Origin of the sequence: Mangrovibacter plantisponsor (assembly GCF_003182475.1) — a bacterium.
Taxonomy (GTDB): Bacteria; Pseudomonadota; Gammaproteobacteria; order Enterobacterales; family Enterobacteriaceae; genus Mangrovibacter; species Mangrovibacter plantisponsor.
In genome coordinates this window covers 108,716-132,871 of record NZ_QGTS01000005.1, presented here as the reverse complement: position 1 = coordinate 132,871, position 24,156 = coordinate 108,716, and the positions used below count along the sequence as shown (strand labels likewise).

Below are 24,156 nucleotides of genomic sequence, written 5' to 3'. Positions count from 1 at the left end.
GTTCTGTTTTACCTGGTGCAGCATATTTTGCAGTTCGGGGCTGGATTGTTGATTTTGCGCGGCAGTGGCAGCAGAAGTTGCGGCCGGATGGTTATCGCAGGCACTCAGAAATAAAAGGGCCAGCAGCCCAATAGTATATTTATTCATTGCTATATCCTTATAGTTACACTATTAATGCCCCGGGTGATTCACAGGGGCCAAATACACAGCGTTGCGGGAAGTGGGGGTTAGGCATGCGGTTCAGGTTATACCAGGGGGTATTATTCATTGCCAGTGCATAGCCCCAGGAAAGCTCATTCCCGGTTTTCAGGCGGTTATAGATTGTGGTTAACTTCTGCGCCGCCAGCTCTGCTGCATGGCGCTTCATATCCTGGTCGCGGTTAAAGCCCTCCTGCAAGAATTCACACAACTGGCGCTCCTGTATTTCCACTGCCGCTGCTTCGTCTCCATTTTGTACCAGGCAGGAGCCATCCCGGGTACGGTGGCACATAACTTTGCGCCACTCACGGCGGGTCTGAATGCTGTACAGCACCTGAATAACCGCTTCTTTGCGCTCAGAGTAGATATCCAGTAACAACCGGCCGCGGTTAGCCAAATCCACATGGTCCCACTTGCCGTGGCGGGTTAACAGATATAATAAAATACCTTTAGCTTCTGGCGTGAAGGTTAATAACTGCTGCGGATTACCAATAATATTTTTAGCTAACTGATTACGATTTTTTGAAGCCTCAATATTATTTTTAGTTTCATCAATCACTTCTCTAACAAAACCTTCAAATATGGCTGAAACAGAATCTATACCCACCTTTACTTTATTATACATCTGGTAGATATCTTTTGTTATATCCGCAATCTGCATAACACATATACGGGTAAATGTTTCAAATGCCGGTTCAGCAACCAACTCAAAAAAGCGGTAATCCAGAGCAAAGAGTTGATAGGCCAGCCAGGCACCAAACTCCGCCAGGGTTTTACCTGCCACCTCGCAAATAAACGCCCCTTTGGCCCCCACACCACAACACAGGCTGGCGGCAACTTTAAAGCAAAACTTTCCGTTAATGAAAGTACAATGAAATTTCGCCCCGGCACCGATACCAGCCAGCCCGGCAATACTGGCGCCAATGGTGGCGAAATCCGTAAATTCGCCCACTGTTTTGGCCACTGTGGTGGCGGTTAATGAAGGCGGTGCCGTGGGTTTCAGCCACTGAACTGCCCCCTGAAGCGCATATTCTGCCCGGGCACCAGCAAACAGCTCAGCAGAGACCGAGGCCCCTTCCTCCTCTTGCTTCATTTGTTTATAAAATTGCCCGCTCCTGCCGCCCTGACGCTCCTGGAAACGCGGCAGCCTGCCCTGTGGCAGACCGGCAACAATCTGTTGTTCATCATCTTTAACCATAACCTGAAGCTGGGCTGCCAGTTGTGCGGACGCCCCCACAAAACCAATCAGCTGCTTTTCAATATAAAGGCGGATGACCCCCATATTCAGGCCCACCAGTAGCGGTGTGTCCTCTTCTTCACCAGGCATATAGCGCAAATCCCAGCCCAGCCGGTCCGGAATATAGAACACGGCCCGGCCAATACCGGAAGCCACAGAGAGGGAGGCCGTCGCTTCGCCTTTAATACTGACATGCCCTTCACCAGGGTTAAATTCTGCCGCAGCGCCAACATTGGAAATAAAACGCATAAACTGGGCGGCGCCAGATACTTCAATACCGTTATCAAAGGTATGTGACCCTGCCAGGCTTTCATTCCAGCTTTCTGCCCAGCCAAATAATGTTTCATCCAGGTTGTAATCATCCAGATTCACATAATCTTTAAGTTCGATTTTTATTTTTGGCAATATTCCCTGAGAAAATTGCTCTTTCATTTTTTTCGTATCTATTGTTCGCCGGCCCTGGCTGTCAACAGAATAAATACTGCTCTGCCCTGTTGCGGTATCTTTATTTTTCAGGGTAACGGTATGCCACTTTTTCTTAGCCCCGCTCTGCGAACGGCCAGCGGAACGTTCAGAGAAATAGCGCTGGCTGGCGTAAACATAACGTTTTCCCAGCTGCTTCCCGCCACCCCGTTTACGGGTGTCGAGTAAGGGAAGTAATTCCACAACATCCTGGTACCCCATATTACTGGTTTCACCATCTTTAAGTTTATCCAGCAAGGCTGCACGCTTGTTTTCCAGCAGAAGCTCTGCGGCAATAACTTCTGCTGCCTGTGGTTCAGTACTGACACCAGGTAACTGCCTTTGCTGGCCATATTTTTCAATTGCGGCTGAATAAGCGTGGCTGGCTTGATGATAATCATCAACACGGCCTAACATATCCAGACAATGGGTTTCAAACTCCCCTGCGTCCAGCGCGGGAACAACAATAATTTCTTCTGTTTCCGGGCGAAAATAAAGCATCCCGGATTCATGGCACACCTGAACAATATTGTTCTCAGATTTATTCAGCTGGCATTCAGCGTCAGCGTTATTTTGAGCATCCATACCCAGTTCACCTTATTATTCAAAAAATAATTCAATATTTTTGGGGTCAATACCATAATGTTGCTGCGTACAGCCATTTTCATCCGTTCTGCCGCGCAACACTTTCCCCTCCGGAGTTTCGATACGATAAGCAACCCAGGCTTTCGGTTGCCGGGTTACCTGATCCACCACCTGAAACCCACCACTCACAGGAAACTGATATTGCGGGTCTGCCGCTGCGGCAGGCATCAGCGCCCGCTCCAGCGAAGCCGGGCCGCCCCAGTCAAGCATGGGGCTGTTCAGGCTGATTTTACCTGGCGCGCCTATTTCAACCGCGCCATCCTTAATTTTGATATACGCGCCTCCGGTACTGGTCAGCGTGATGCCTTGTGCAGCGTTGAGTACTATTTCGCCTTTGGCGCTGTTAATTGACATCTGTTGGTCAGACTGAAGCTGCATGGCACCTGACTGCGCCTGGATATCCACCCGGCCACGGGCGGCAAAGATCTTCAACCCCAGCTTGTGCGCAAATAAACTGATTGCCTCACCTGCGGCGACAGTGAATCTTTTGAATACGGTCACATCCGCATTTTCACCGGCTGTCGCTGTGAGGGTTTTCCCTGCGGAAAGCTGAATACTCTCCGGCGTAACGGCTGCCACCCCAGCCGGAGCAGACAGCAGCAATCCCGCTTCTTTTAGCTGATTCAAAACCTGTGCGAGATGTTGCTGTGCAGTAATATCTGCATCCAGTGCACCAGACGTACCGGCGCTCTGAGCAAGGGCGGTGACCAGTTGTAATGCATTTTGTAATTGTGCAACTGCAGCATTCATATCCAGCATGTCGCCCTGGGCTTTCGGCTGCTTATCTGCCGTAATAAACACCCCGGCACCACCGCGGATGGCAACATGCCGGTCGGTACGCAACTCCGCCCCTTCGCCACGCGGTTTTCTTTCAGCATTCACATTGTGGCCCAGGTTCAACTGGGTCTTGCCGCCGTATTCAGTACTGAGTTTGACGTGCTCTGCCCCGCGCTTGTCTTCCATGCGCAGCTTATTCCGCCCAGCAGTTCTCACCACATTGCGGGTGCTGTTCAGTTCCGTAACCGGGTCAATATGGCAGGAGTCATGCAGGGCGTAGGCGATGTACGGGCGGTCCGGGTCGCCTTCATGGAAGGCTATCGCCACTTCGGTGCCCTGAACCAGCGGGAAATGGAAACCATATTTGTGCCCGCCATAAGGTTTGGCCAGGCGCACCGGCATACTTTCCATACCTTTGCGTTTGTCGTCGCGGTCGGCATCAAACTTTACCCGGTACAGGCCTGAGGCATCCTGCCAGGCGTAGATGTCGTCTGGTTTGGCGCTGGTCACCCGCGCCATCAGAGTGCCACTGACAACCGGGCGTGGCCTGGCCGCCGGGCGCCAGCAGCGGTTTTCAAAAAAAGGCATGGCCGACCACGCCACCTGCAGGGCATTCTGGCGGCTGGCGGTGTAAACTGCGCGGGTAATCACCACGCCGTTTTCTGTTTCCCTGGGCAGTGTGGGTGGAATGGCCGCCTCAGTGATAACCAGAACCTGCGCCGGGCCAAGACTGTGGTCGGTGCTGCTGCCCGTTACCCGGGTCTGGTCCGATAAAAAGCGTTCGTGCTCCAGGCGCGCCCAGAAGTGGCCGGTTTCAGGCTCCGGGTTAATGTTATCTCCGCGCGCCTGGTGCCGTGGCCGGTGGTGGTAGACATCCCCCCAGGTGACACCCTCGCCGTCGCCCCGGGTCATGTCGGCGGGCTCAGAGAGCAATACCCGTTGTGCTTCACGGTGGTTGTAGTCACCAGCGGTGACCGAGCGCACCGCCACATTCTGCGTAACCTGGACATCCCATACCGAATCTGCGCCATTATCGTTAGCGCCGGACGGGCTGTTTAACGGCAGTTTTTTCCCGAATGACCAGGCGCTCTGCCTGTCGGCAAAGTGCACCACTTCGGTTTGTGTTTCCGGGTGCAGGCTGAAGAAGTAAAAAATCCCCAGTTCAGCCAGCAGGCGCTCAATAAACGCCAGGTCATTTTCCTGGTACTGATTAATCTGTTCACGTTTTGGGTAGTCGTGGCTGAGGATAAACTCATACTCCCAGCCATTCAGGTTGTGCTCCCGCAGGACTTCGGCCACCACTTCCGGCACCGATTTATTGACGAAAAAGCGATGAGTACGGAACTGGTTAGCCAGCAGTGCAATAAAGGGCTCCAGTACAATGCTGTACTTCGCTTCATCTGCAGAGCCGCCGGTACGGGTGAAATTCGTGATAACCCCGTGCACCACTTTGCGGTCCGCCAGGGAAAGCAGGTTGCCTGCGCCCATCGTAAGCGTTGCGGGTTTGGTCAGGAGCTGGCGGGCATCAATGTTTTTGTCGGTACTGGTAAACCTGATGGTGTAGTGGTAAAGCGCACTCATCGCCTCTTCGCCACGGAAATCTTCCACATCAATGTCGGCGCTGCAGGAAGGAATAGAGAGGCGGTAGCGGTTCAGGGTGTTGCGGGTGAACGTATTGCGCATCCCTGTCAGATTCATGGTGTTAACTCCCTTTATATCAGTAAAGCTGTTCTTGATGCGGGCATCTGTACGTTTCATTTACGTGGTGCCCCTGCAGGCACGCTACCGCCCGTTGCTTTTCCCTTCACTGGGAGCCAAAGCACATCAGGCGTGGTTTCCGGTTTATGTGCCGCACATGGCAGCTGTTGGGTAGTACGTTATGCGGCCGTATTTGTGTTTGAACCCGGTACCTGGCAGGCGTTAGCCCCGGGTAACAGCGTAATTTCAACCCGGCGGTTGCGTGCCCGCCCTTCCGGTGTGCCATTCGGTGCTACAGGGCGGCTTTCACCATAGCCCTGCACTGCAAAGCAGCTTTCTGGCACCCCACCGGTATCGCGCATCCAGTCACGCACTGCTTCGGCACGCTTCAGCGAGAGCAACTGGTTATGTGCCGGATTGCCAGTGTTATCTGTGTGCCCGGCAATAACGACCAACCCGCCTGGTCTTTCCCGAATAGCGACCAGCGCACTCACTAACACAGAAGTGGAGCCAGGTTTGAGTTTGTATTTCCCGGAATCGAACAGCGACAGGCTGTCCAGGTTCAGAGTCTCTGGCTCCGGAAGAGTGGTTGTGGCAACAGGGTGAGGTAATGGCGGTGGAGACTGGCTGATAAGCGCCGCTTCCAGTAGCGGTAACAGGCGCTCGCCCTGGTAAAGACCCAGGCTATAACGCTGCGGCACACCCTGGCGTTGCCAGGTGCCCAGTTGAGCGGCCTCAGCCTGTAGGCGTTGCTGCGTGCGTAACCTGGGCTCAACCAGTTCACCATTAGTGCGTTGGTATAGTGCGAGGTGGTCCCCAATATTACGGATAAGCTGCTGGTTGTTCACCCAGGATGCCAGCATCGCCAGGGCAAGAAAAGCGCCGCCCAGTAACCCGGCATAACGCCAGAAAACCCACTGCGGCGTAATACCCGGGCCGCGTGGTAACTCAGGTAAAAACAAGTCCGGTAGAGGTAATGAAGCTTCCGTTGCGGTGACATCCGGTGGCAGTGCGGTGTATGAAGCGATGTGTTGCTGCCACAAATTACCCTGCTCACCTTGCACTGGTGCCACGCAAACACCTTGCTGGCAGAATTCCAGTGCGGGTAACCCCCCTGCTGGCACCGACAATACTGGCTGGATGGTGCGTTCGCGCCAGGCCAGCAGGCTGCCCAGCCACAGTGCCATGCTCACGCAGGGCAGGCGTGAACGGCCGTACGCATCATTCACCCACTGAGATAACGGCTGGTTCACCTGGCCGGGCTGGTGCACCTGCATTTCCGGATGGTGGCTGAGGGCTGAAAACCAGACTGGCCCGGCCCCCGTTCCAGCCACTGGCGGCGACACCCAGGTTACCCCCCATAATGGAAGTGCACAGCCCAGAGTTAAATGGCACTGCCCCACAGCACGCTGCCACCCGCGCAGGTGGTGGGTGAAATCACCCTCACATACATGCTGCTCTGGAAACGTTGCCAGCAAAATAGAGAGTTGTGATACCAGTGCAGGGCGGTACTGATTGAGGAGTTGTACCAACAATGGTAATTGTGGCGCATCCTCTACACGCAAATACCAGCCGTGGCAGGTTTCACGCTGCCAGGAATCAGGGGCGAAAAAGGCCGTATTATCGCCACAAACCAGAATGACAGCGCCCTGGTAGTCTTCCGGCGGTAAGTGTTCCGGCCTGGTGCCCTTAACCCTGGTTGCCAGTGCCCGGTGCTTTCCTGTCTGGCTCCAGAGCATGACACCACACACCAGTACAACCAACAGACTAAGCACAGCCTTGCTGGCTACGGAAAGCGGCCAAAAACCCAGAATAAGCCACAATACAAGCGCGGCACCCAGTATGGTTAACAGCCGCGGGTAAAGATCACGCATCGTTTACCCCGGCAGGATTATCTGGTTAACCAGTTCAGTAAGAGAGGATGAAAGCACAAGCCACAGCGCAGCCAGCATCCCGGCTCCGGTTACCCAGAACAGCCAGTAGCCCTGCCTGCCGCTGTGCCGTTGAGAAGGCATGACCACAATGGGTGCATCCTGAGCCAGGGTGAACCCGGGAACCCGTTCGGCAAGTGCCTTGACTACATCCTCGCGCTGTTCATCATCTTGCGAGCGATACTGCCCAACAAACCCAAGCTGTAAGGTGCGATACAGGCAGGTAAGCACTGCGGTATCTGGCTCGGGATCATGGCGCTTTTCACGAATAAGCGCCCACACAGCCTCACCCGCATTCAGTGTGCCAAAGAAATGCGCCTGTAACGGGTCACGGTACCAGGCCTGGTAGCCGTCATCGGTTGTTCCCCTGTTCATCACCCTCTCATCGAGCAGTGCGCACAGGGCATAGACCATATGGTCACGCCGGGCATCACTGTACCCTGCTTCAGTAAGCGCAGTTCGCGCCTCTTCTACCACCTGGCAGGCCCGGCGATAGAGAGCTTTGCCATCATGTACCACCAGCCCGCTGCGTAATTGGCTTGCCATCAGCCAGCCCGGGTAGAAGATGCGCTCAATTTGCTGTTGTTCTTTTCTGTTCATGTACGCAGTACCGCATAAAGTTCAAGTTGCACGTCTCCCAGCGAAGCCGGGGTGTAAAAAGAGCAGTTGCCAGTTTCCAGCATTTCTCTTGCCGCATCCGAGTGCAGGTCCAGCGAGAAATACTGATTCTCCAGGCGTAGTGGAATAGCTGCGGGAACATGGGAAAGTGGAATGATGACAATGCCGCTCAGCGCCACATTCACCACATCAGACACATCGCCAAAACTGCCTGCCTTGCACAGTTGTGGGAATTTCACCTGCAATTCATGATTGGGCAGAGAAGCACGCACCGAGAGGTAAAAATCGGCACCTTCACGCAGGCGGGCATCGTGCAGGGAGCCTTTCCAAATTTGGTCGGCATGCTCAAGTTGAATACTGACAACCCGCGATGGCAGGCTGGCTTCCAGCAGTTTGTCGAGCAGTGCCAGTAGCGGGGGAAACACCTGTTCAGGCGCATTATGCTGGTATGCGGGAATATCTGCGGCATCATGTGCCAGTGAGAAGGTGAGCAGGCTGCCTGCAAGGCGCACCAGTTCGCGGTAAAACAACTCCGGATGGTGCGATGGCGCCTGTAACAATGCGGCCAGTACCGGCTCAACACTGTTCAGGGCATTAAGCAGCCAAAACAGGGAAACATCCGCCACCGCAAAATCGGCCATACGTGCATTGCTCTCACGGCGCATTGCCATCAGGCGGCGGCGACGGGCCTGCAAACGCACCAGTAATTCATTCAGCGCTGAAACCAGGCTCGGGCTTGCTGCAACAGAAAGCAATGGTGGGATAAATGCGCTGTCACGGCACCACTGCCCCTGGGCATTACGCACCAGACGGGCAACCGGGCAAGTGAGGTATGCGGTATTTTCCTGGCCAGACAACCGCAGCGTGATGGCATGGCGCAATACGGCGAGCTCGGTGCGCTCATGGCCTGCCAGGTCCTGAACCACAATTCGCTCGGCCTTCCAGCGCTGTGGACGATCACTGCCCTGCCCGGCTGCCAGGTTACCGCCACTGGCACTTAATAACGGTAACGCTGCCACAACCTCAATGGCTTCGTTTCCGGCTACTAAAGGCACTTCGCAAACCGGCGGCAGATTGTCTGCAAGCCCCGTATCCACAAGCGTACCATCCTGAAACCGTACCACCAGGCGAGTCATATTCAGGCGTGACACCTCCAGCGCAGAGTCATCAAACTCAGCGGCCACTACACCCCATGGGTGCGAAACCCCCATACGGGCCAGCGAATCAACCAGATACTCTTGCCAGTTAGCCTGCTGCTGAAACTGCTGTGGTGCCAGTATGGCCCCGTCTTCCCAAAGCGGGCGATAAATCTTCATCCCTGTTCTCCTTCACCTTACTGTCACGCCTGATGTCTGTTGACCTGGCGCGGCCGGAAGCTGTGTATAAGTTTCACACAGCGGCAGTGATAATAGAGCAACATTATATTTTTGATCAAATATTTAGATCTTTATATTGTAAATAAGGAATTTCTTAGAATATAAATCCTAAAAACAATTCAGGGAATTAAAAATAACGACCAAGTAAAAAACCAGGCATGACCCAATACCCTGCCTTAAAAAATGCACATCAGGGTTGTGGAGGGAGAGAGGGAAAGAGTGAAGGAATAGGAAGTATACAAGCCAGCACTGAGAGGCCGGGCTATTCAGGTGGAATATTGCCAACGACAGCGTTAAGCGTATCTGCCCGCAGGTTGATTTATGTGGCGATGAAGGGGCTCAAAGCAAGCACAAACCCACCAGGCAACATACCTGCAGGGAAAGCGCGATTTGTCCGGGCTTACGTATGTAAGGTTAAGAGAGATTAGCGCTATACCACACCGGCACTTCACATGGCTGGTGTGGTATGCAATTTAATGACAGTTACAGGTTAGCCAGGCGCTCACGCGAAGGCGCGAAATAATAGCCTCCGGTGACCGGGCGGGTAAAACGCAGCATCGCATCGCGTTTTCCGTCTGCCTCGCCAAACATACTCAGCAGTTGTGCTTCAATGTTATGTAGCCGTGCACAGTAGGCGCAAAAGTAGAGGCCATGCGTGCCACTGGCAGTACCATAAGGCAGGCTCTGGCGCACAATTTTCATGCTTTTGCCGCCTTCTTTCAAATCAACACGGGTCAGATGCGACGTAACCGGGCGCTCATCCGGGTCAATTTCTTCATTAGCGACTTTGGTTCGCCCAAACACCATTTCCTGCTCAGGAACTGCCATGCGGTTCAGTTGTTCCAGGTTGTGTTCCCAGCGCTGAACCAGAACATAGCTGCCGCCAGCATCAATGCCGCTATTGATAACAGCGACTTCACGGCGAAGTTCGTCACCTGCCGGGTTTTCTGTACCATCAACAAAACCACTCAGGTCACGGTCTTCAACCCATCGGAAACCATGGGTTTCTTCAACAAAACTCACCACAGAGCTGAACAGTGACACAACAGCCTGTGCCACAGTAAAGTTCACATCGTGGCGCAATGACATAATATGAATCATTACATCGTGCTGAGTTGCCGGTGCCAGGCCTTTGCCTAATGGGGTAAAGTTTTTCAGCTCTTCGGCACCCTTGCCGCCACTTAATTCACGCCAGGTATCATGCCCAAACGCAACAACCGCACCTAAATGCGCATCCGGGAACTGCGCTTGCAGTTCACTCAGTTTTTCGCTAAAGCGCTTGCTCGCTTCACGTAATGCGCCAACCTCTCCCTGAACCCGGCCTTCCAGCCAGACTGCGGCCCGACAATGTTCAGGCAAAATACCACTTTGTGCCTCAGACATAACGCCTCCTGAATAAAATTGTGCCGCCTGATGCGGCACTTTTGGGCATGATTATATTCTTTTTTGAGTAACACTCTTTGCGACTGCGCAAATCAGGACTCAACGCACCCAAACAATTTGCGCGACTGTCCAGTTCCTGAGTGTTTCATCCGGTGGGATAAGCCCTTCCGGCCCTTGCCATTCACCACTGAAGACATAGTGAATATGCTGGCTGCCAGGAGCCGTGCAATCTACATTACCGCGTTCATCTCCGGTTCCAGCCAGGCAATGCCCCTGTGCTTTATCAAAAATACCACTAAAGGGCGCGCCAATTTGCACGCCAGCATTGCTGCTAACTTCCGGGTCGGTAACCACAATACGCGCCAGAGACCCTTTGTCACCACTAATGACTAACATCACCTTGTTATCTTTGAGTGCTTCAAAGTAGCGAACCACTTCACCATCTTGCATTTTCATCCCTTCACGCAAGTGGTAGTCACTGCCAATCGCAGCACTGATGCCTTCGCTGGTTAACGGTGTGCGGGTGGTGAGAGTGCCAAGCCCTTGCTCAGTTACGGATAAATCACTGCCAAACCAATTCCAGGGCGCAAGGGAAGACCACTGAAAAGAGGAGAAAGAAGCGCAACCACTCAACAACAGCGGTATTGCGCAAATCAGAATGCGTCGTGTATTCATCTACAGGGTTCCTTATCCTGATTGTATTGCTGCACTGGTGGCTTTACTCCATGGGGGCGGAAAAGCACTGCCGTAAGCGGGGATTCGTCACCCACCAAAAAAGCGCGACAACGTCAGCAACACAAAACAGTAACGACACCGGCGAACTGGCATCGTCCTGAAAAAAATGGAATGCCGTCTGGCACATGATAACCACTTGAACCACCAGCAGAATCCAGTATGCGTAGTGCCAAAGCCTCAGAAAATGCTGGCGCCATGCACACAAGAAAAAACCGGCAAGCGCAGGCAGCCCCATTAATAAGCCGCCCCAGAATGCCTGGTGATCAGGGTAAAAAAGCGTAAGTAAGGTATCACCTTGCTGGCGGGAGGCGCCAGCCATAATAAACAATACCCAGGTCCGGGCCTGTAGCAGTAACACACACCAAAATAAGACAGGTAAGCGTAAACGCCCTGCAGCATCGTAATCATCGGGCGTAACCTGAGTATATTTATTTTTCATGGTGCTCAACCTGGGGCCGAAGGGATAAATAAGCGCCGGAGCCACCGGGCTTTACCCTTAATAAAACAAAGGATAAAAATGCCATTCACCTGCTAACAGATGTAAGAAAACGCCACTAAATATAACAATAATCGGCACAAACAGGCTTAGTATTCCTGGTCTTCTATCAGACGTTTCCCCATACTAATTGAATCATGCACTTCATAACCCAGGTGTTCATACATTGCCAGAACACTGTCATTTTCTTCCCGCACCAGCAGATTAATTTTGGGGCAACCGCGGGCAACCAGCTTTTTCTCCAGGCGATTCAATAATGCATTCGCGATACCGCGCCCACGGAACTCCGGGTGAACCCCCAGATAATAGGCCGCACCACGATGGCCATCATAACCACCCATGACAGAACCGACAATTTCACCACCCACTTCAGCTACCAGAAATAGCTCCGGGTCGTGATTCATCTTACGTTCAATATCCATTTCCGGATCATTCCATGGGCGCAAAAGTTCACAACGTTCCCACAGAGTAATCACCTCTTCGAAGTCGTCCTGGCGAAAAACGCGTATCTCCATGGTTATCCTCACTAAGTTAACCCAAAGAGATGATTATGAACGTTAGCGCAGCAATAGCCAATATCAGACACATCTATGTTGTAAAAATGGCATAATGCCCGGCTGTCATCCATTGAAATGAAACGTAAAACTTTTTTAATGCAGCGATTGTCGTTCAAGTGTTGACGATACGATATAACAATAATTCAGGAATCCACTTAGCATATATTTCAGGCCGCATGAGTAAATTAAAACTGCTTAAACAACTTACTTCCCGCCGCCAGTTACTTCTGACGGGCCTGGCGGCGCTGACCGTAGCAAGCACCACAAAAGCGCTTGCGAAAGAAACGGCTCAGCCACTGAAAACACACAATGCCCACAGCAAGGCAAAAGCCAGCCATAAAAGCGCCAGGCGTATTGTTATGATTGACCCGGGGCATGGTGGTATTGATTCAGGTGCCATCGGGCACCATGGTTCAGAAGAAAAACATGTCGTTCTGGCTATTGCCAAATATGTGCGGGGAATGTTGCGCCAGAAAGGGTTCGACGCGCGTCTGACCCGGACTACCGATACATTTATTCCGCTGTACGACCGGGTTGAAATAGCACATAAACATGGTGCAGATCTGTTTTTATCCATTCACGCCGATGGGTTTACCAGCCCACAGGCTGCTGGTGCATCGGTGTTTGCGCTTTCCAACCGTGGTGCCAGTAGTGCCATGGCAAAATATCTTTCTGACCGTGAAAACGCCGCAGATGATGTAGCTGGTAAGCAAGTAAAAGACCGCGACCATTATTTGCAGCAGGTGCTGTTTGACCTGGTGCAGACAGATACCATTAAAAACAGCCTGACGCTCGGCTCACATATCATTCGCCAGATAAAACCGATTCACCACCTGCACAGTAATCACACCGAGCAGGCCGCGTTTGTCGTGTTAAAATCGCCGTCTATTCCTTCAGTGCTGGTTGAAACGTCATTTATTACCAACCCGGCTGAAGAGCGCCAGCTTGGTACCACTGCGTTTCGCAAAAAGATAGCCACAGCCATTTCCGATGGCGTTGACAGCTACTTTAACTGGTTTGATAACCACAAAGCCCATACGCGGCACGGATAACTTATGGAACAGCCTGATTTCAATGCCGTTAAAAGCTGGCTGCTGGGGTTACAGGACCACCTGTGCCAGCAATTAAGTGCTCAGGACACAACAGAATTTAGTGAAGATAACTGGGCCCGAGAGGGCGGTGGCGGTGGGCGTAGCCGCGTGCTGCGCGGCACGGTGTTTGAACAGGCTGGTGTAAATTTCTCCCATGTTCATGGCGACACAATGCCCGCTTCAGCAACAGCACACAGGCCAGAACTTGCCGGGCGGAGCTTTGAAGCAATGGGCGTTTCGCTGGTTATTCACCCGCACAACCCGTACGTGCCCACCAGCCATGCCAATGTGCGTTTTTTTATGGCAGAAAAACCCGGAGAAGACCCGGTATGGTGGTTTGGTGGAGGGTTTGACCTTACGCCGTTCTATGGTTTTAAAGAAGATGCCGTGCACTGGCACCGCACAGCACATGACTTGTGCGCGCCCTTTGGCAATGAGGTGTATCCACGTTATAAAAAGTGGTGTGATGAGTACTTCTGGTTGCGCCACCGCAACGAAGCCCGGGGAATTGGCGGCTTATTTTTTGATGACCTGAACACCCCCAACTTCGACCAGTGTTTTCGCTTTACTCAGGCAGTAGGTGAAGGCTTCTCTCAGGCTTACCTGCCCATTGTTGAACGGCGCAAAGGTATTCCCTGGGGGGAACGTGAACGCCAGTTCCAGTTATACCGCCGCGGGCGTTATGTTGAATTTAACCTGGTCTGGGACCGCGGTACGTTATTCGGTTTACAAAGTGGCGGGCGCACGGAGTCTATTTTGATGTCTATGCCGCCGTTAGTACGCTGGGAGTACGACTGGTCACCGGAAGAAGGCAGCCCGGAAGCCGCACTTTATACGGATTTTCTGCCTGTCAGGGAATGGGTGTAATTATACCCAAAAAAGCCCCACTACAATGTGGGGCAAACAGACATCAACGTTGTAATACTAAAATTCGGTTATAACGCCAGGCGTGTAACAGCCAACGGACGGGATACTCTGTGTGCAGCAGTATTGCCAACAGCACAACCAAAGTATCCCGCAGAGCCGTTAAATTGGTGACGTTTGCGCTTCCACTACAGCCAGTGCCACCATGTTCACAATACGCCGCACAGAGGCGATTGGCGTCAAAACATGCACCGGTTTGGCTATACCCATCAGCACCGGCCCTACCGTGACACCTTCAGAGCTGGAAACCCGCAACAGATTGTAGCTGATACGTGCAGCTTCCATGTTTGGCATAATGAGAATATTGGCCGCACCTTTCAGCGGGCTGTCTGGCATCCGTTCATGGCGGATACTTTCCATCAAGGCCGCATCACCATGCATCTCACCATCAATCATCAGGTCGGGTGCACGCTCGCGAACTCGTTTCAGGGTTTCACGCATTTTTATCGCTGCTGGTGCATCAGAAGAGCCGTAGTTTGAGTGCGACAACAATGCCACACGCGGCTCAATCCCAAACCGGCGTACCGTTTCAGCCGCCAGCAAAGTGATTTCCGTTAATTGTTCCGGGTTGGGATCATCATTGACGTAAGTGTCAGCAATAAAAGTGTTACCACTGGGCAGCAACAACGCATTCATCGCCCCTGCTGCTTTTACTTCATCACGGTAGCCAAACAATTTTTCCAGAATGGTGAAATGTTCGTGGTATTCCCCAACGGTGCCGCAAATCAGCCCATCGGCTTCACCACGATGCACCATAATCGCACCAATCACCGTTGTGTTGCTGATAACGGTACGCTGAGCCTGCTCCTGAGTGACGCCACGGCGTTTCATCAGGTTGTAGTATTCCGTCCAGTAGGCTTTAAAGCGCGGGTCGGATTCATTGTTAACAATATCGAAATCCTTACCCAGCTCAATTTGCAGGCCGAGTTTTTTGATACGCATGTCGATAACACCCGGGCGGCCAATCAGAATCGGGCGGGCCAGACCAAGGGTAACCAGCTCTTGCGTGGCATGCAGTACGCGTGGCTCTTCCCCTTCGGCCAGCACAATGCGTTTCGGGTCTTTACGTGCCTGAGAGAAAATCGGTTTCATAAACAAGTTTGTTTTATACACAAACTCAGTCAGTTTTTCCCGGTAGGCGTCCATATCTTCAATAGGGCGGGTCGCCACACCAGAATCCATCGCGGCTTTCGCCACCGCAGGGGCAATTTTGACAATCAGCCGGGGGTCGAAAGGTTTCGGAATCAGGTAATCCGGGCCAAAACTCAGTTCCTGGTCGCCATAAGCCGATGCCACAACTTCGCTTTGTTCTGCGTGAGCCAGTTCAGCAATAGCCTGCACTGCAGCCAGTTTCATCTCTTCGTTAATGGCGGTGGCTCCCACATCCAGTGCACCGCGGAAAATAAACGGGAAGCACAATACGTTGTTCACCTGGTTGGGGTAATCAGAGCGGCCGGTACAAATAATGGCATCAGGGCGAACTTCTTTAGCCAGTGGCGGGAGGATTTCTGGTTCCGGGTTTGCCAGGGCAAGAATCAATGGTGATTCGGCCATCTTTTTCACCATGTCCTGCGTCAGAACTTTCGGGCCAGAACACCCCAGGAAAATATCAGCACCAGCAATAACATCATCCAGGGTACGGCGGCCATCATCGACCACGGCGTAGGCAGCTTTAGTTTCCACCATATTGGCATCACGCCCCTGGTAGATAACGCCTTTGGAATCGCACACCACAATATTGTGCTTTTGCATTCCCAGTGCCACCAGCAGGTTCATACAGGCAATCGCGGAGGCACCAGCCCCGGAAACCACCAGCCGGACATCGCCAATATTCTTTTTCACTACCCGCAGGCCATTTAATACCGCTGCCGTACAGATAATAGCCGTGCCATGCTGGTCATCATGAAAAACCGGGATCTTCATGCGTTCGCGAAGTTTCTTCTCAATGTAGAAACACTCTGGCGCTTTAATATCTTCCAGGTTGATCCCGCCAAATGTTGGCTCCAGAGCCGCCACCACGTCGATCAGTTTGTCCGGATCGTGTTCATCCACTTCAATATCGAACACATCAATACCGGCAAATTTCTTAAACAGAACCCCTTTACCTTCCATTACGGGTTTTCCGGCCAGTGCGCCTATATTCCCCAACCCCAAAACCGCAGTACCATTAGAAACCACTGCCACCAGGTTGCCGCGCGCAGTATATTTATGCGCGGCAAGTGGATTTTCGGCAATTTCCAGGCAGGGTGCAGCCACGCCCGGTGAATAAGCCAGTGCCAGGTCGCGTTGGGTTGCCAGTGGTTTGGTTGGCGAAACCTGAATTTTACCCGGTACGGGGAATTCATGAAAATCGAGGGCACTTTGCTTTAGTTGTTCGTCCATTTTGTAGTCCTGTTAGTTTCAAGCAGGCGATGAAAAGAAGCGGTACGATGTAACCCGCCAGGCCCGACAAGTATTACCTGGCGGTGCAACCTAAACTTTGAAGGCAGTTAGATTCCTGAAAATAGTCAAAGATTTGTTAGCTAATTATAAATGGTATGTTACCCGGCTGCGGAGCCACTGCATGGGTTGTTTGCTACGCTTTTTGTTAACCAGGTCTCGTTTTTTACCTGGCGTGCGGAGAAAGCGCCGGTTCTGAATACAGGAGAAGTCAACATGAACCAACTTGATGCAATTAAACAGTTTACGACCGTCGTCGCCGACAGTGGCGATATCTCATCTATCCTGCACTACCAGCCGCAGGATGCGACCACCAACCCGTCTTTATTGCTCAAGGCTGCCAGCCTGCCGCAATATCAGCATTTGATTGAAGACGCTTTGGCCTGGGGCAACAAGCAAGGTGCAACCCAGGAAGTTCAAATTAAAGCCGCCTGTGACAAACTGGCAGTAAATGTCGGTGCGGAAATTCTGAAAAATATCCCGGGCCGGGTTTCAACCGAAGTGGATGCGCACCTCTCTTTCGATACACAGAAAAGTATTCGTAAGGCACATGAGTTGGTGGAAATGTATGCCGCTCAGGGATTTGATACGTCGCGTATTCTTATCAAGCTGGCAGCGACCTGGGAAGGGATCCGCGCAGCAGAACACCTGGAGCGCGATGGTATTCATTGTAACCTCACCTTGTTATTTTCACTGGCTCAGGCCAGAGCCTGTGCTGAGGCGGGTGTTTTTCTTATCTCGCCTTTTGTCGGCCGTATTTATGACTGGTTCCAGACCCGCACGCCGTTATCGCCTTACATCGTGGAAGAAGATCCAGGTGTGAAATCGGTGCGTAATATTTACGATTACCTGAAACGCCACCGTTACCCGACCATTGTCATGGGTGCCAGCTTCCGCCGTATTGAACAAATTCTGGCACTGGCCGGTTGTGACCGGTTAACCATTTCACCGGCGTTGCTGGAAGAACTGCAGAATAGTGATGAACCGGTTATCCGTAAATTGATCCCGTCTTCTGAAACGTTCTCAACACCACAACCGTTAAGTGAAGCGGCATTCCGTTGGGATCAAAACCTGGATGAAATGGCGACAGATAAACTGGCCGAGGGAATACGATTATTCGCCGCTGACCAGCGCAAACTGGAAGATCTACTGGCAGCCAAAAACCAGCAGTAGCAGGCTCACCAGGTGGCGGGGCCGTGATGATATTCGGCCTCAGCTACCTTACCAGTACAGGTTTTAGTTGGCCACCCACAGCGTTGGCCAGGCATCTGCGGTTTCCTGCCCGTCACACACGGGCTGTGAAGCCAGGCGCACCAGGCTGAACTGATCGTCAGTATAGCGCCAGCGGGTCGTCACTCCGCAATCAGCAAACCCACGCCCTTTATTCAGAGTAACAAACTCCTGGTCATGGTCATCAAAACGGGTGTTCATCAGTTCCACATCCCTGTCGTGATCTTCCCAGTTAAAAGGCAGGCGCAGGTGAATACGCCGGGCATGAAAAGGTTTTTCACGGTTCAGAACCCACACCAGATCAACCACGTTATAGGCACCGGACTCACAACTCACCATCAGAATGGCTTTATTACCGGACAGCGGAGCGACACGAACTTCACGTTGCGAAGGATCCATTGAACAACGGCTGTTTGCCATGCGCCATGATCCATAATCGAGTAGATCGTTGAGCTCAGTTGCGCTAAGTGGCGTTACGGGAAGTTCAGGTTTATTAATGGCCACTAAACCAGGAGCTGGTGGTGTTTTCTCTGGCGGTAAGCCACCAGGATCAATCCAGGCGCTTTGGTTACCCAGGCGTTGTTGCACGGTATCGATAAATTCCAGAGCACTTTTCAGGCCATCAAGGGAAACCGAACCCTGCGCATGCACAAGCGTTATGGGGGAATTATCCGTGTCTGCCACCAGGTTGCGTAACAAGTCCGTTATCACACCCGGGTTGGTGGTTTTTACCCGATGAGGTGTAATTTGCCAGGATTTTTTATCCAGTTGTAATGGTTTCCCACGCCATAACAGGCGGCCATTAATCGCCGGGAGCTTGGTTGGCGGCGCATAAAGTGAGCCCAGTTCAATACGTAAAGACATATCGTCTTTGGCACCGGCACTGCGCGACAGCGCCATTATCAGCCCGTGATGGTGGCTGACATTACGGGCCTGGCAAAAATTTTGGTTATTACAGGTGACCAGCCAGTCAGCAAATTGCTGCTGCGCGGGGCCAGCCAAAGCCAGCCCCGGCAACATGCCGGATAATAAAATACCCAGAAAAAAGAGACGACCGGATGATAAGCGCACAGACAATCCTGTAAACCAGAATGAGCAAAATAACGTCGCCGTATCTTCGTTCCCCTTGCGGGCTGGCTCAATAAGATTTGTCGGATTGAAAAAAAACGAATCTCAAAATGAATGTGGCCGTTAATCCATACAGCCACTTAGCTTAAGATGTTGCAGTAAAATCACTGTCTTGCCATCGCAAATTTCGCCGCTACGCACTTTTTCCATTGCATCATCAAAAGCCATTTCAATGACATCAATGGCTTCATCATCAACGCCCCCCCCGGCACTTTTCTTCAATTGCGCGCTATAAGGTGCAATAAAGAAATAAACAACTTCTGTTACCCCGCCAGGAGACATATACAGTTCAAAGACTTTTTCGACCTCACCCACCTGGTAACCCGTTTCTTCCATGGCTTCTTTACGGGCGCAGGCTTCAGGTGCATCGTTGTCCAGTAACCCGGCACAGGCTTCAATCAGCCGCCCATCCTCGTTACCATTCACCCAGGTTGCCACACGAAACTGACGGGTCAACACCACACTGCGCTGGTCGCGGTTATACAGCAAGATTGTTGCGCCGTTTCCCCGGTCGTAAACCTCGCGCTTTTGGCGAATAACTTCGCCATTATTACGGGTCAGTTCGTAGGTGATGTTGCGCAGAATAAAGTAATTATCAGAGAGGACTTTGTCTTTGATGATAGTAATTTTTGGCGGCATAGCGGCTCCTGAAAACAGACATGAGTCACCATACTACGCCGCCAGAGGCAATTTGTCGTTGCCGTTTTATTACCGTAAAAACGCTATTGCAGCCAGGCCTGCTGAGGCACAATACTGAGGTAATTCATAATCCCCTGAGCCGCATGCCGGCCTTCAGCCATGGCGGTGACGACCAGGTCGGCCCCACGGACTGCATCACCACCAGCAAAGATTTTCGGGTGGCTGGTCTGGTAACGATAAGTGCTGGTGACATGTGCCAGAATACGCCCACGGTTATCCAGAGAAACGCCTTGCTCTTCCAGCCAGGGTAAATTGTGTGGATGGAAACCAAATGCCATTAACACTGCGTCAGCCGGTAACACGAACTCACTGCCTTCAATGGGAACAGGGCGCCGGCGGCCAGCGCTGTCAGGTTCACCCATACGGGTGCGCTGCATACGAATTCCTGCAACACTACCCTGTTCATTGAGCACAATTTCCAGCGGCTGGACGTTAAACTCAAATGCAGCCCCTTCTTCCCGGGCATTTTTTACTTCTTTTTTCGAACCAGGCATATTGGCTTCATCGCGCCGGTAAGCACAGGTGACATTGGCGGCATTCTGCCTCAGGGCAGTACGCACACAGTCCATTGCGGTATCCCCACCACCCAGTACTACCACATCTTTCCCGGCCAGGTTCGCATAAGGTTCATTGGGTGATTCGGGCAGGCCCATAACATTACGCGTGTTGGCAATTAAGTACGGCAGTGCATCATGGACGCCTGGTGCGTCTTCATTTTCCAGGCCAGCTTTCATTGAACGGTAGGTTCCCACACCAACAAACACCGCGTCGTACTCTTCGAGGATTTGTTGTAACGGAATGTCTGCGCCCACTTCGCAATTCAGATGGAATGTAACACCCATTTCAGTGAAGATTTCCCGGCGGCGTTGTAAGAGGCCTTTCTCCAGTTTAAACGCCGGAATACCAAACGTGAGCAACCCGCCAATTTCAGGGTGGCGATCAAACACAGTTACCGAGACACCATTACGAGTCAGGACATCCGCGCAGGCAAGCCCTGCCGGGCCGGCACCAATCACAGCGACAGATTTATTGGCTGGTGAAATATTACCCAACTGCGGTTTCCATCCAGCGGAGAAGGCCTGGTCGGTAATATAACGCTCGATGTTACCAATGGTGACGGCTCCGGATTTGTCACGCAATGTGCACTGGCTTTCGCACAGGCGGTCTTGCGGGCAAACACGCCCGGTAATTTCAGGCAGGCTATTGGTCTGGTGTGAGAGTTCAACGGCTTCCATCACCCTGCCTTCTTTGACCAACTCTATCCACTGTGGAATATGGTTATGTAACGGGCAGGACCATTCACAGATGCTGTGTTCGCCACAAGTCAGGCAACGACGAGCCGCATTGCTGGCCTGGTCGCGGTCATAAGTCAGGTAAATTTCATCAAAGCAGCGTTTACGCCGCTCAGCATCAAGTTTGACAGCCTCTTCACGATGGGCGGTAGTGCGCATTTGCTGCACTTTGGTATTCACCCCCACTTTAATCGGAACACCGCCCCCCGCTTCACGCCCGGCAGCTTGCTGGCGGCGTTGTTTGGCAAGAGATGTCAGCGTTTGTGGGGTAATTAGCTTTAATGCCCCGCTTGGGCAATTTTCTACACAGGCCGGGCCGGATTCTCGCTCTGCACATAAGTCACATTTCTGGGCAATCCCCCGGCCAGCTGCTGCCGGTGCATCAACCACAATGTCCATCGCCCCGAACGGGCAGGCGACAACACAAGATTTGCAACCAATACATCTCTGGTTGCGCAACTGGATAGTGCCAGATTCACGATAAATCGCATCGTTTGGGCAGCTTTGCAGGCAAGGGGCATCTTCACAATGGCGGCAGGTTACCGCACTGCGCTGCTCACCTTGCGCAATCACATGAATTCGCGGCAAAAACTGTTCCGGCGCGACAACATGGTGTTCATTATTATGGGACATCACGCAGGCAACTTCACAGGCATGGCACCCCAGGCAGTCCTGGGTGTTGGCAATCACAAAACGATTCATCATTATTCTGGCCATTATCAATAGGTACAGTTTTTATAAGCGCCCGCACTTCAGCAGAAGAACTACCAGCAGACCAGACTGCCACCTTCCCCTTGCAGGTCACGATACCCTTCACGAAAAGCAATAAGGGTATAAACTCATTTAATTACCCGACCTGTTTGTGGTAAGGCAATGTTCAGTTGCCCAGGTTTATCTGGAAAATGCAGTTATACTGTGTTGGATCAAATAATTGTCGTTTTTTATAAAACATAGTTTTATTTAATATGGACTTTTCTGAGGGTGGCTCTGTACCCCGTTACGCAGCAATATCAAAAAAGATTCTGCAAAAGTGGCAATTCTTCCGACATAATTACTTTCTGGTAACGTTTTATTGATACGTTTGTTAAAAGGACGGCATGTGATCGTTAAGCAATCAGTATCTTCAACCCTTGCCCGTGCATTCCTGTATATTGTTCTGGTTTCGCTGCTGTCCACTGGTCTGGCGCTGGTAACGCTTTCCAGCAGCCTGAGTGATGCACAAGCCGTGAATATTGCCGGTTCACTACGCATGCAAAGTTACCGAATGGGCTATGATCTCCAGGCCAACCCGGCGATGTTGCCTGAGCACCAAAAGAAATATACCGCTTCTCTTAACTCCCCTGTTTTTCACGCGCTGAACCGTTGGTATGTTCCCGCCAATGTGCGCGAACGGTATGCTCAAATCCATGCTGCATGGGGTGAAATGCAGCAACAACTGCAGGCAGGAAACCAAACCTGGTACCAGCAAAATATTGCCAACTATGTTGGTAACATCAACGAATTCGTTTTTGCGCTCCAGCAGTATGCGGAAAAGAAAGTGATGCTGGTGGCGGTATTCGCCGCACTCGGTTTTATGACCATTTTACTGGTTATCTTTTTTACGCTGGAACGCATTCGCCTGCATGTGGTGTCTCCGCTGGAATCTCTGGTTGTTGCCAGTAAAAAAATTCAGGAAGGCGTGTTCCACATTCCACCACTGCATACAGACTTACCAAATGAACTGGGTATGCTGTCGCGCAGCTTTACTGCGATGACGAATGAACTGCACAAGTTTTACCGCTCGCTGGAAGAAAAAGTCTCAGAGAAAACACAAGATTTACAGCAAGCCAACCGCATGCTGGAAGTGTTGTATAACTGCTCTCAGGCAATGAACACCAGTTCGATGGACCCGCTGAGTTTTCGCCACATATTGCAGATAATCCGCCAGCATGAACATGTTGAGTGTATTGAAATGTTGGTAGGGGAAAACTGGTCTATCCGTGAAGGTAGCGAGGTACCAGACGGAAACTGGCAGACCATTCCGGTCACTATGCAGGATACAGTATTTGGCCAGTTACGCTGGCAGGCAGAACCCAATACGCCACCTGCACAGATGATGCAAAGTGTCTCTAATATGTTAGGCCGTGGGTTGTTTTTCAACCAGGCAAAAAAACACTATCAGCAACTTTTGTTGATGGAAGAACGGGCCACTATTGCCCGTGAATTGCATGACTCCCTGGCTCAGGTGCTTTCTTACTTACGTATTCAGATGGCTCTGCTTAACCGGAGTATTCCTCAGGAAAACCCGATGGCGCGGCAAATCATTGAGGATTTTTCTAAAGCGCTGAATGATGCCTACCGGCAATTACGTGAACTGCTGTCAACATTCCGCCTGACACTGCAACAAGCCGATTTGTCTGCAGCCCTGCAGGAAATGATTGAGCCTTTACGTGCGCAAACCCCGGCACAAATCCACCTTGACTGCCGAATGCCTACACAGGCCCTGGATGCTCAGCAACAAGTCCATTTACTGCAACTGGTACGGGAAGCGGTACTCAATGCCATCAAACACGCGAATGCCAGTGAAATCTCGGTAAGTTGTATCTCATCTCCCGATGGCGGGCATGCTGTTTATGTTCGTGATAATGGCCGCGGGATCCAAAGCCTTGATGAACCCGCCGGGCATTATGGCTTAAATATTATGCATGAGCGGGCACAACGCCTGGGCGGGAAACTGGCTATCTCATGCCCGGTAACAGGTGGGACGCTGGTAAGCCTGAGTTTTTCAACTGATACCGGCAGCGCAAGCGGTGCAGCAGCATCGTGATTATCACAGGGGGAGTTATGCCACACACTGATCCATGCCGTATTTTAGTTGTTGATGATCACCCATTAATTCGTAAAGGGGTTCGCCAGCTTATCGAGCTGGAAGATGATCTGGTTATCATTGGCGAAGCAGAAAACGGGCAACAGACACTGGACCAGGTTGCTGCGCTGATGCCGGATTTAGTCATTCTTGATTTAAATATGAGTGGTATGAGCGGGCTGGAAGCTTTACGTATTTTACGCGCTCAACAAACCATTGCCCATGTATTGATTCTTACTATCTCAGATGCACCGGAAGATATGCAGGCAGCCCTGGCTGCAGGCGCCGATGATTACCTGGTAAAAGATAACGACCCGGAATTGTTACTTACAGCAATTAAAGTTGGTGCCACAAGAGGACGTGAGAGACGCCAACGCCAGAAAAAATAAGAATTT

At 51.8% G+C, this 24,156-nt stretch carries 18 protein-coding genes; 5 read left to right on the top strand and 13 right to left on the bottom strand.

Annotated elements, in window-relative coordinates; translation table 11 throughout:
* Window positions 1-163: 163 nt before the first annotated feature.
* The 9 genes from DES37_RS09350 to DES37_RS09310 all read right to left on the bottom strand — a co-directional run bounded on the left by DES37_RS09350 (window position 164) and on the right by DES37_RS09310 (window position 12,071).
* Window positions 164-2,482, bottom strand: a complete 2,319-nt coding sequence (locus DES37_RS09350; protein WP_110025635.1) for an ATPase — start codon at window positions 2,480-2,482, stop codon at window positions 164-166.
* 15 nt (window positions 2,483-2,497) lie between these two features.
* A complete protein-coding gene (locus tag DES37_RS09345) occupies window positions 2,498-5,017 on the bottom strand; it encodes a type VI secretion system Vgr family protein (protein WP_110025757.1) in 2,520 nt (839 codons plus the stop codon).
* Window positions 5,018-5,196: 179 nt separating this feature from the next.
* On the bottom strand, window positions 5,197-6,891 hold the full coding sequence (locus tag DES37_RS09340) for an OmpA family protein (protein ID WP_110025634.1): 1,695 nt from the start codon (window positions 6,889-6,891) through the stop codon (window positions 5,197-5,199).
* A 3-nt stretch (window positions 6,892-6,894) separates the two neighbouring features.
* The gene (gene tssL / locus DES37_RS09335; protein ID WP_110025633.1) at window positions 6,895-7,548 is read right to left on the bottom strand and encodes a type VI secretion system protein TssL, short form; all 654 of its coding nucleotides are present in this window, start codon (window positions 7,546-7,548) and stop codon (window positions 6,895-6,897) included.
* Complete coding sequence (gene tssK / locus DES37_RS09330; RefSeq protein ID WP_110025632.1) at window positions 7,545-8,882, bottom strand: type VI secretion system baseplate subunit TssK; 1,338 nt, start codon at window positions 8,880-8,882, stop codon at window positions 7,545-7,547. The genes tssL and tssK overlap by 4 nt, the downstream gene beginning before the upstream one ends.
* Before the next feature lie 543 nt (window positions 8,883-9,425).
* Window positions 9,426-10,325, bottom strand: coding sequence for a Dyp-type peroxidase (locus DES37_RS09325; RefSeq protein ID WP_110025631.1), 900 nt, complete (start codon window positions 10,323-10,325; stop codon window positions 9,426-9,428).
* A gap of 99 nt (window positions 10,326-10,424) precedes the next feature.
* Window positions 10,425-11,000, bottom strand: a complete 576-nt coding sequence (locus DES37_RS09320; RefSeq protein ID WP_110025630.1) for an RpoE-regulated lipoprotein — start codon at window positions 10,998-11,000, stop codon at window positions 10,425-10,427.
* 43 nt (window positions 11,001-11,043) lie between these two features.
* On the bottom strand, window positions 11,044-11,499 hold the full coding sequence (locus tag DES37_RS09315; protein ID WP_036116251.1) for a DUF2919 domain-containing protein: 456 nt from the start codon (window positions 11,497-11,499) through the stop codon (window positions 11,044-11,046).
* 146 nt (window positions 11,500-11,645) lie between these two features.
* Entirely contained in the window at window positions 11,646-12,071 is a 426-nt protein-coding gene (locus DES37_RS09310; RefSeq protein WP_036116253.1) for a GNAT family acetyltransferase, read from the bottom strand.
* Between the two features lie 218 nt (window positions 12,072-12,289).
* Here DES37_RS09310 and amiA point away from each other — a divergent pair, with 218 nt between their 5' ends.
* Together amiA and hemF are read left to right on the top strand one after the other, a co-directional pair.
* Window positions 12,290-13,165 (top strand): N-acetylmuramoyl-L-alanine amidase AmiA, encoded by an 876-nt coding sequence (amiA, locus tag DES37_RS09305; protein WP_110025629.1) that lies wholly within the window; start codon window positions 12,290-12,292, stop codon window positions 13,163-13,165.
* A 3-nt stretch (window positions 13,166-13,168) separates the two neighbouring features.
* Window positions 13,169-14,071 (top strand): oxygen-dependent coproporphyrinogen oxidase, encoded by a 903-nt coding sequence (hemF, locus tag DES37_RS09300; RefSeq protein WP_110025628.1) that lies wholly within the window; start codon window positions 13,169-13,171, stop codon window positions 14,069-14,071.
* Window positions 14,072-14,230: 159 nt separating this feature from the next.
* Here hemF and maeB read toward each other — a convergent pair whose 3' ends face one another.
* Window positions 14,231-16,510: an NADP-dependent oxaloacetate-decarboxylating malate dehydrogenase gene (gene maeB / locus DES37_RS09295; protein WP_110025627.1), complete on the bottom strand. Its 2,280-nt coding sequence runs from the start codon at window positions 16,508-16,510 to the stop codon at window positions 14,231-14,233.
* A 273-nt stretch (window positions 16,511-16,783) separates the two neighbouring features.
* On the opposite strand from maeB, the gene tal reads away from it, so the two are divergent.
* A complete protein-coding gene (tal, locus tag DES37_RS09290) occupies window positions 16,784-17,740 on the top strand; it encodes a transaldolase (protein ID WP_036116460.1) in 957 nt (318 codons plus the stop codon).
* A 63-nt stretch (window positions 17,741-17,803) separates the two neighbouring features.
* On the opposite strand, the gene DES37_RS09285 is transcribed toward tal, so the two are convergent.
* From DES37_RS09285 to aegA, 3 genes are all read right to left on the bottom strand, one after another.
* Window positions 17,804-18,817, bottom strand: a complete 1,014-nt coding sequence (locus DES37_RS09285; RefSeq protein ID WP_051691533.1) for a DUF1176 domain-containing protein — start codon at window positions 18,815-18,817, stop codon at window positions 17,804-17,806.
* 171 nt (window positions 18,818-18,988) lie between these two features.
* Window positions 18,989-19,564 carry a GDP-mannose pyrophosphatase NudK gene (gene nudK, locus DES37_RS09280; protein ID WP_036116271.1) on the bottom strand — a complete coding sequence of 192 codons (576 nt, stop codon included), beginning with the start codon at window positions 19,562-19,564 and terminating at the stop codon, window positions 18,989-18,991.
* A gap of 83 nt (window positions 19,565-19,647) precedes the next feature.
* Window positions 19,648-21,618, bottom strand: a complete 1,971-nt coding sequence (gene aegA, locus DES37_RS09275; protein WP_110025626.1) for a formate-dependent uric acid utilization protein AegA — start codon at window positions 21,616-21,618, stop codon at window positions 19,648-19,650.
* 397 nt (window positions 21,619-22,015) lie between these two features.
* Here aegA and narQ point away from each other — a divergent pair, with 397 nt between their 5' ends.
* A complete protein-coding gene (gene narQ, locus DES37_RS09270; protein ID WP_110025625.1) occupies window positions 22,016-23,722 on the top strand; it encodes a nitrate/nitrite two-component system sensor histidine kinase NarQ in 1,707 nt (568 codons plus the stop codon).
* A 17-nt stretch (window positions 23,723-23,739) separates the two neighbouring features.
* Window positions 23,740-24,150 carry a response regulator gene (locus DES37_RS09265; RefSeq protein WP_110025624.1) on the top strand — a complete coding sequence of 137 codons (411 nt, stop codon included), beginning with the start codon at window positions 23,740-23,742 and terminating at the stop codon, window positions 24,148-24,150.
* Window positions 24,151-24,156: the final 6 nt, after the last annotated feature.

Bases quoted from the DNA above. Each gene is read 5' to 3' on its own strand.
- DES37_RS09350 (WP_110025635.1), bottom strand. From the start codon at position 2,482: ATGGATGCTCAAAATAACGCTGACGCTGAATGCCAGCTGAATAAATCT.
- DES37_RS09345 (WP_110025757.1), bottom strand. From the start codon at position 5,017: ATGAATCTGACAGGGATGCGCAATACGTTCACCCGCAACACCCTGAAC.
- DES37_RS09340 (WP_110025634.1), bottom strand. From the start codon at position 6,891: ATGCGTGATCTTTACCCGCGGCTGTTAACCATACTGGGTGCCGCGCTT.
- tssL (WP_110025633.1), bottom strand. From the start codon at position 7,548: ATGAACAGAAAAGAACAACAGCAAATTGAGCGCATCTTCTACCCGGGC.
- tssK (WP_110025632.1), bottom strand. From the start codon at position 8,882: ATGAAGATTTATCGCCCGCTTTGGGAAGACGGGGCCATACTGGCACCA.
- DES37_RS09325 (WP_110025631.1), bottom strand. From the start codon at position 10,325: ATGTCTGAGGCACAAAGTGGTATTTTGCCTGAACATTGTCGGGCCGCA.
- DES37_RS09320 (WP_110025630.1), bottom strand. From the start codon at position 11,000: ATGAATACACGACGCATTCTGATTTGCGCAATACCGCTGTTGTTGAGT.
- DES37_RS09315 (WP_036116251.1), bottom strand. From the start codon at position 11,499: ATGAAAAATAAATATACTCAGGTTACGCCCGATGATTACGATGCTGCA.
- DES37_RS09310 (WP_036116253.1), bottom strand. From the start codon at position 12,071: ATGGAGATACGCGTTTTTCGCCAGGACGACTTCGAAGAGGTGATTACT.
- amiA (WP_110025629.1), top strand. From the start codon at position 12,290: ATGAGTAAATTAAAACTGCTTAAACAACTTACTTCCCGCCGCCAGTTA.
- hemF (WP_110025628.1), top strand. From the start codon at position 13,169: ATGGAACAGCCTGATTTCAATGCCGTTAAAAGCTGGCTGCTGGGGTTA.
- maeB (WP_110025627.1), bottom strand. From the start codon at position 16,510: ATGGACGAACAACTAAAGCAAAGTGCCCTCGATTTTCATGAATTCCCC.
- tal (WP_036116460.1), top strand. From the start codon at position 16,784: ATGAACCAACTTGATGCAATTAAACAGTTTACGACCGTCGTCGCCGAC.
- DES37_RS09285 (WP_051691533.1), bottom strand. From the start codon at position 18,817: ATGTTGCCGGGGCTGGCTTTGGCTGGCCCCGCGCAGCAGCAATTTGCT.
- nudK (WP_036116271.1), bottom strand. From the start codon at position 19,564: ATGCCGCCAAAAATTACTATCATCAAAGACAAAGTCCTCTCTGATAAT.
- aegA (WP_110025626.1), bottom strand. From the start codon at position 21,618: ATGAATCGTTTTGTGATTGCCAACACCCAGGACTGCCTGGGGTGCCAT.
- DES37_RS09265 (WP_110025624.1), top strand. From the start codon at position 23,740: ATGCCACACACTGATCCATGCCGTATTTTAGTTGTTGATGATCACCCA.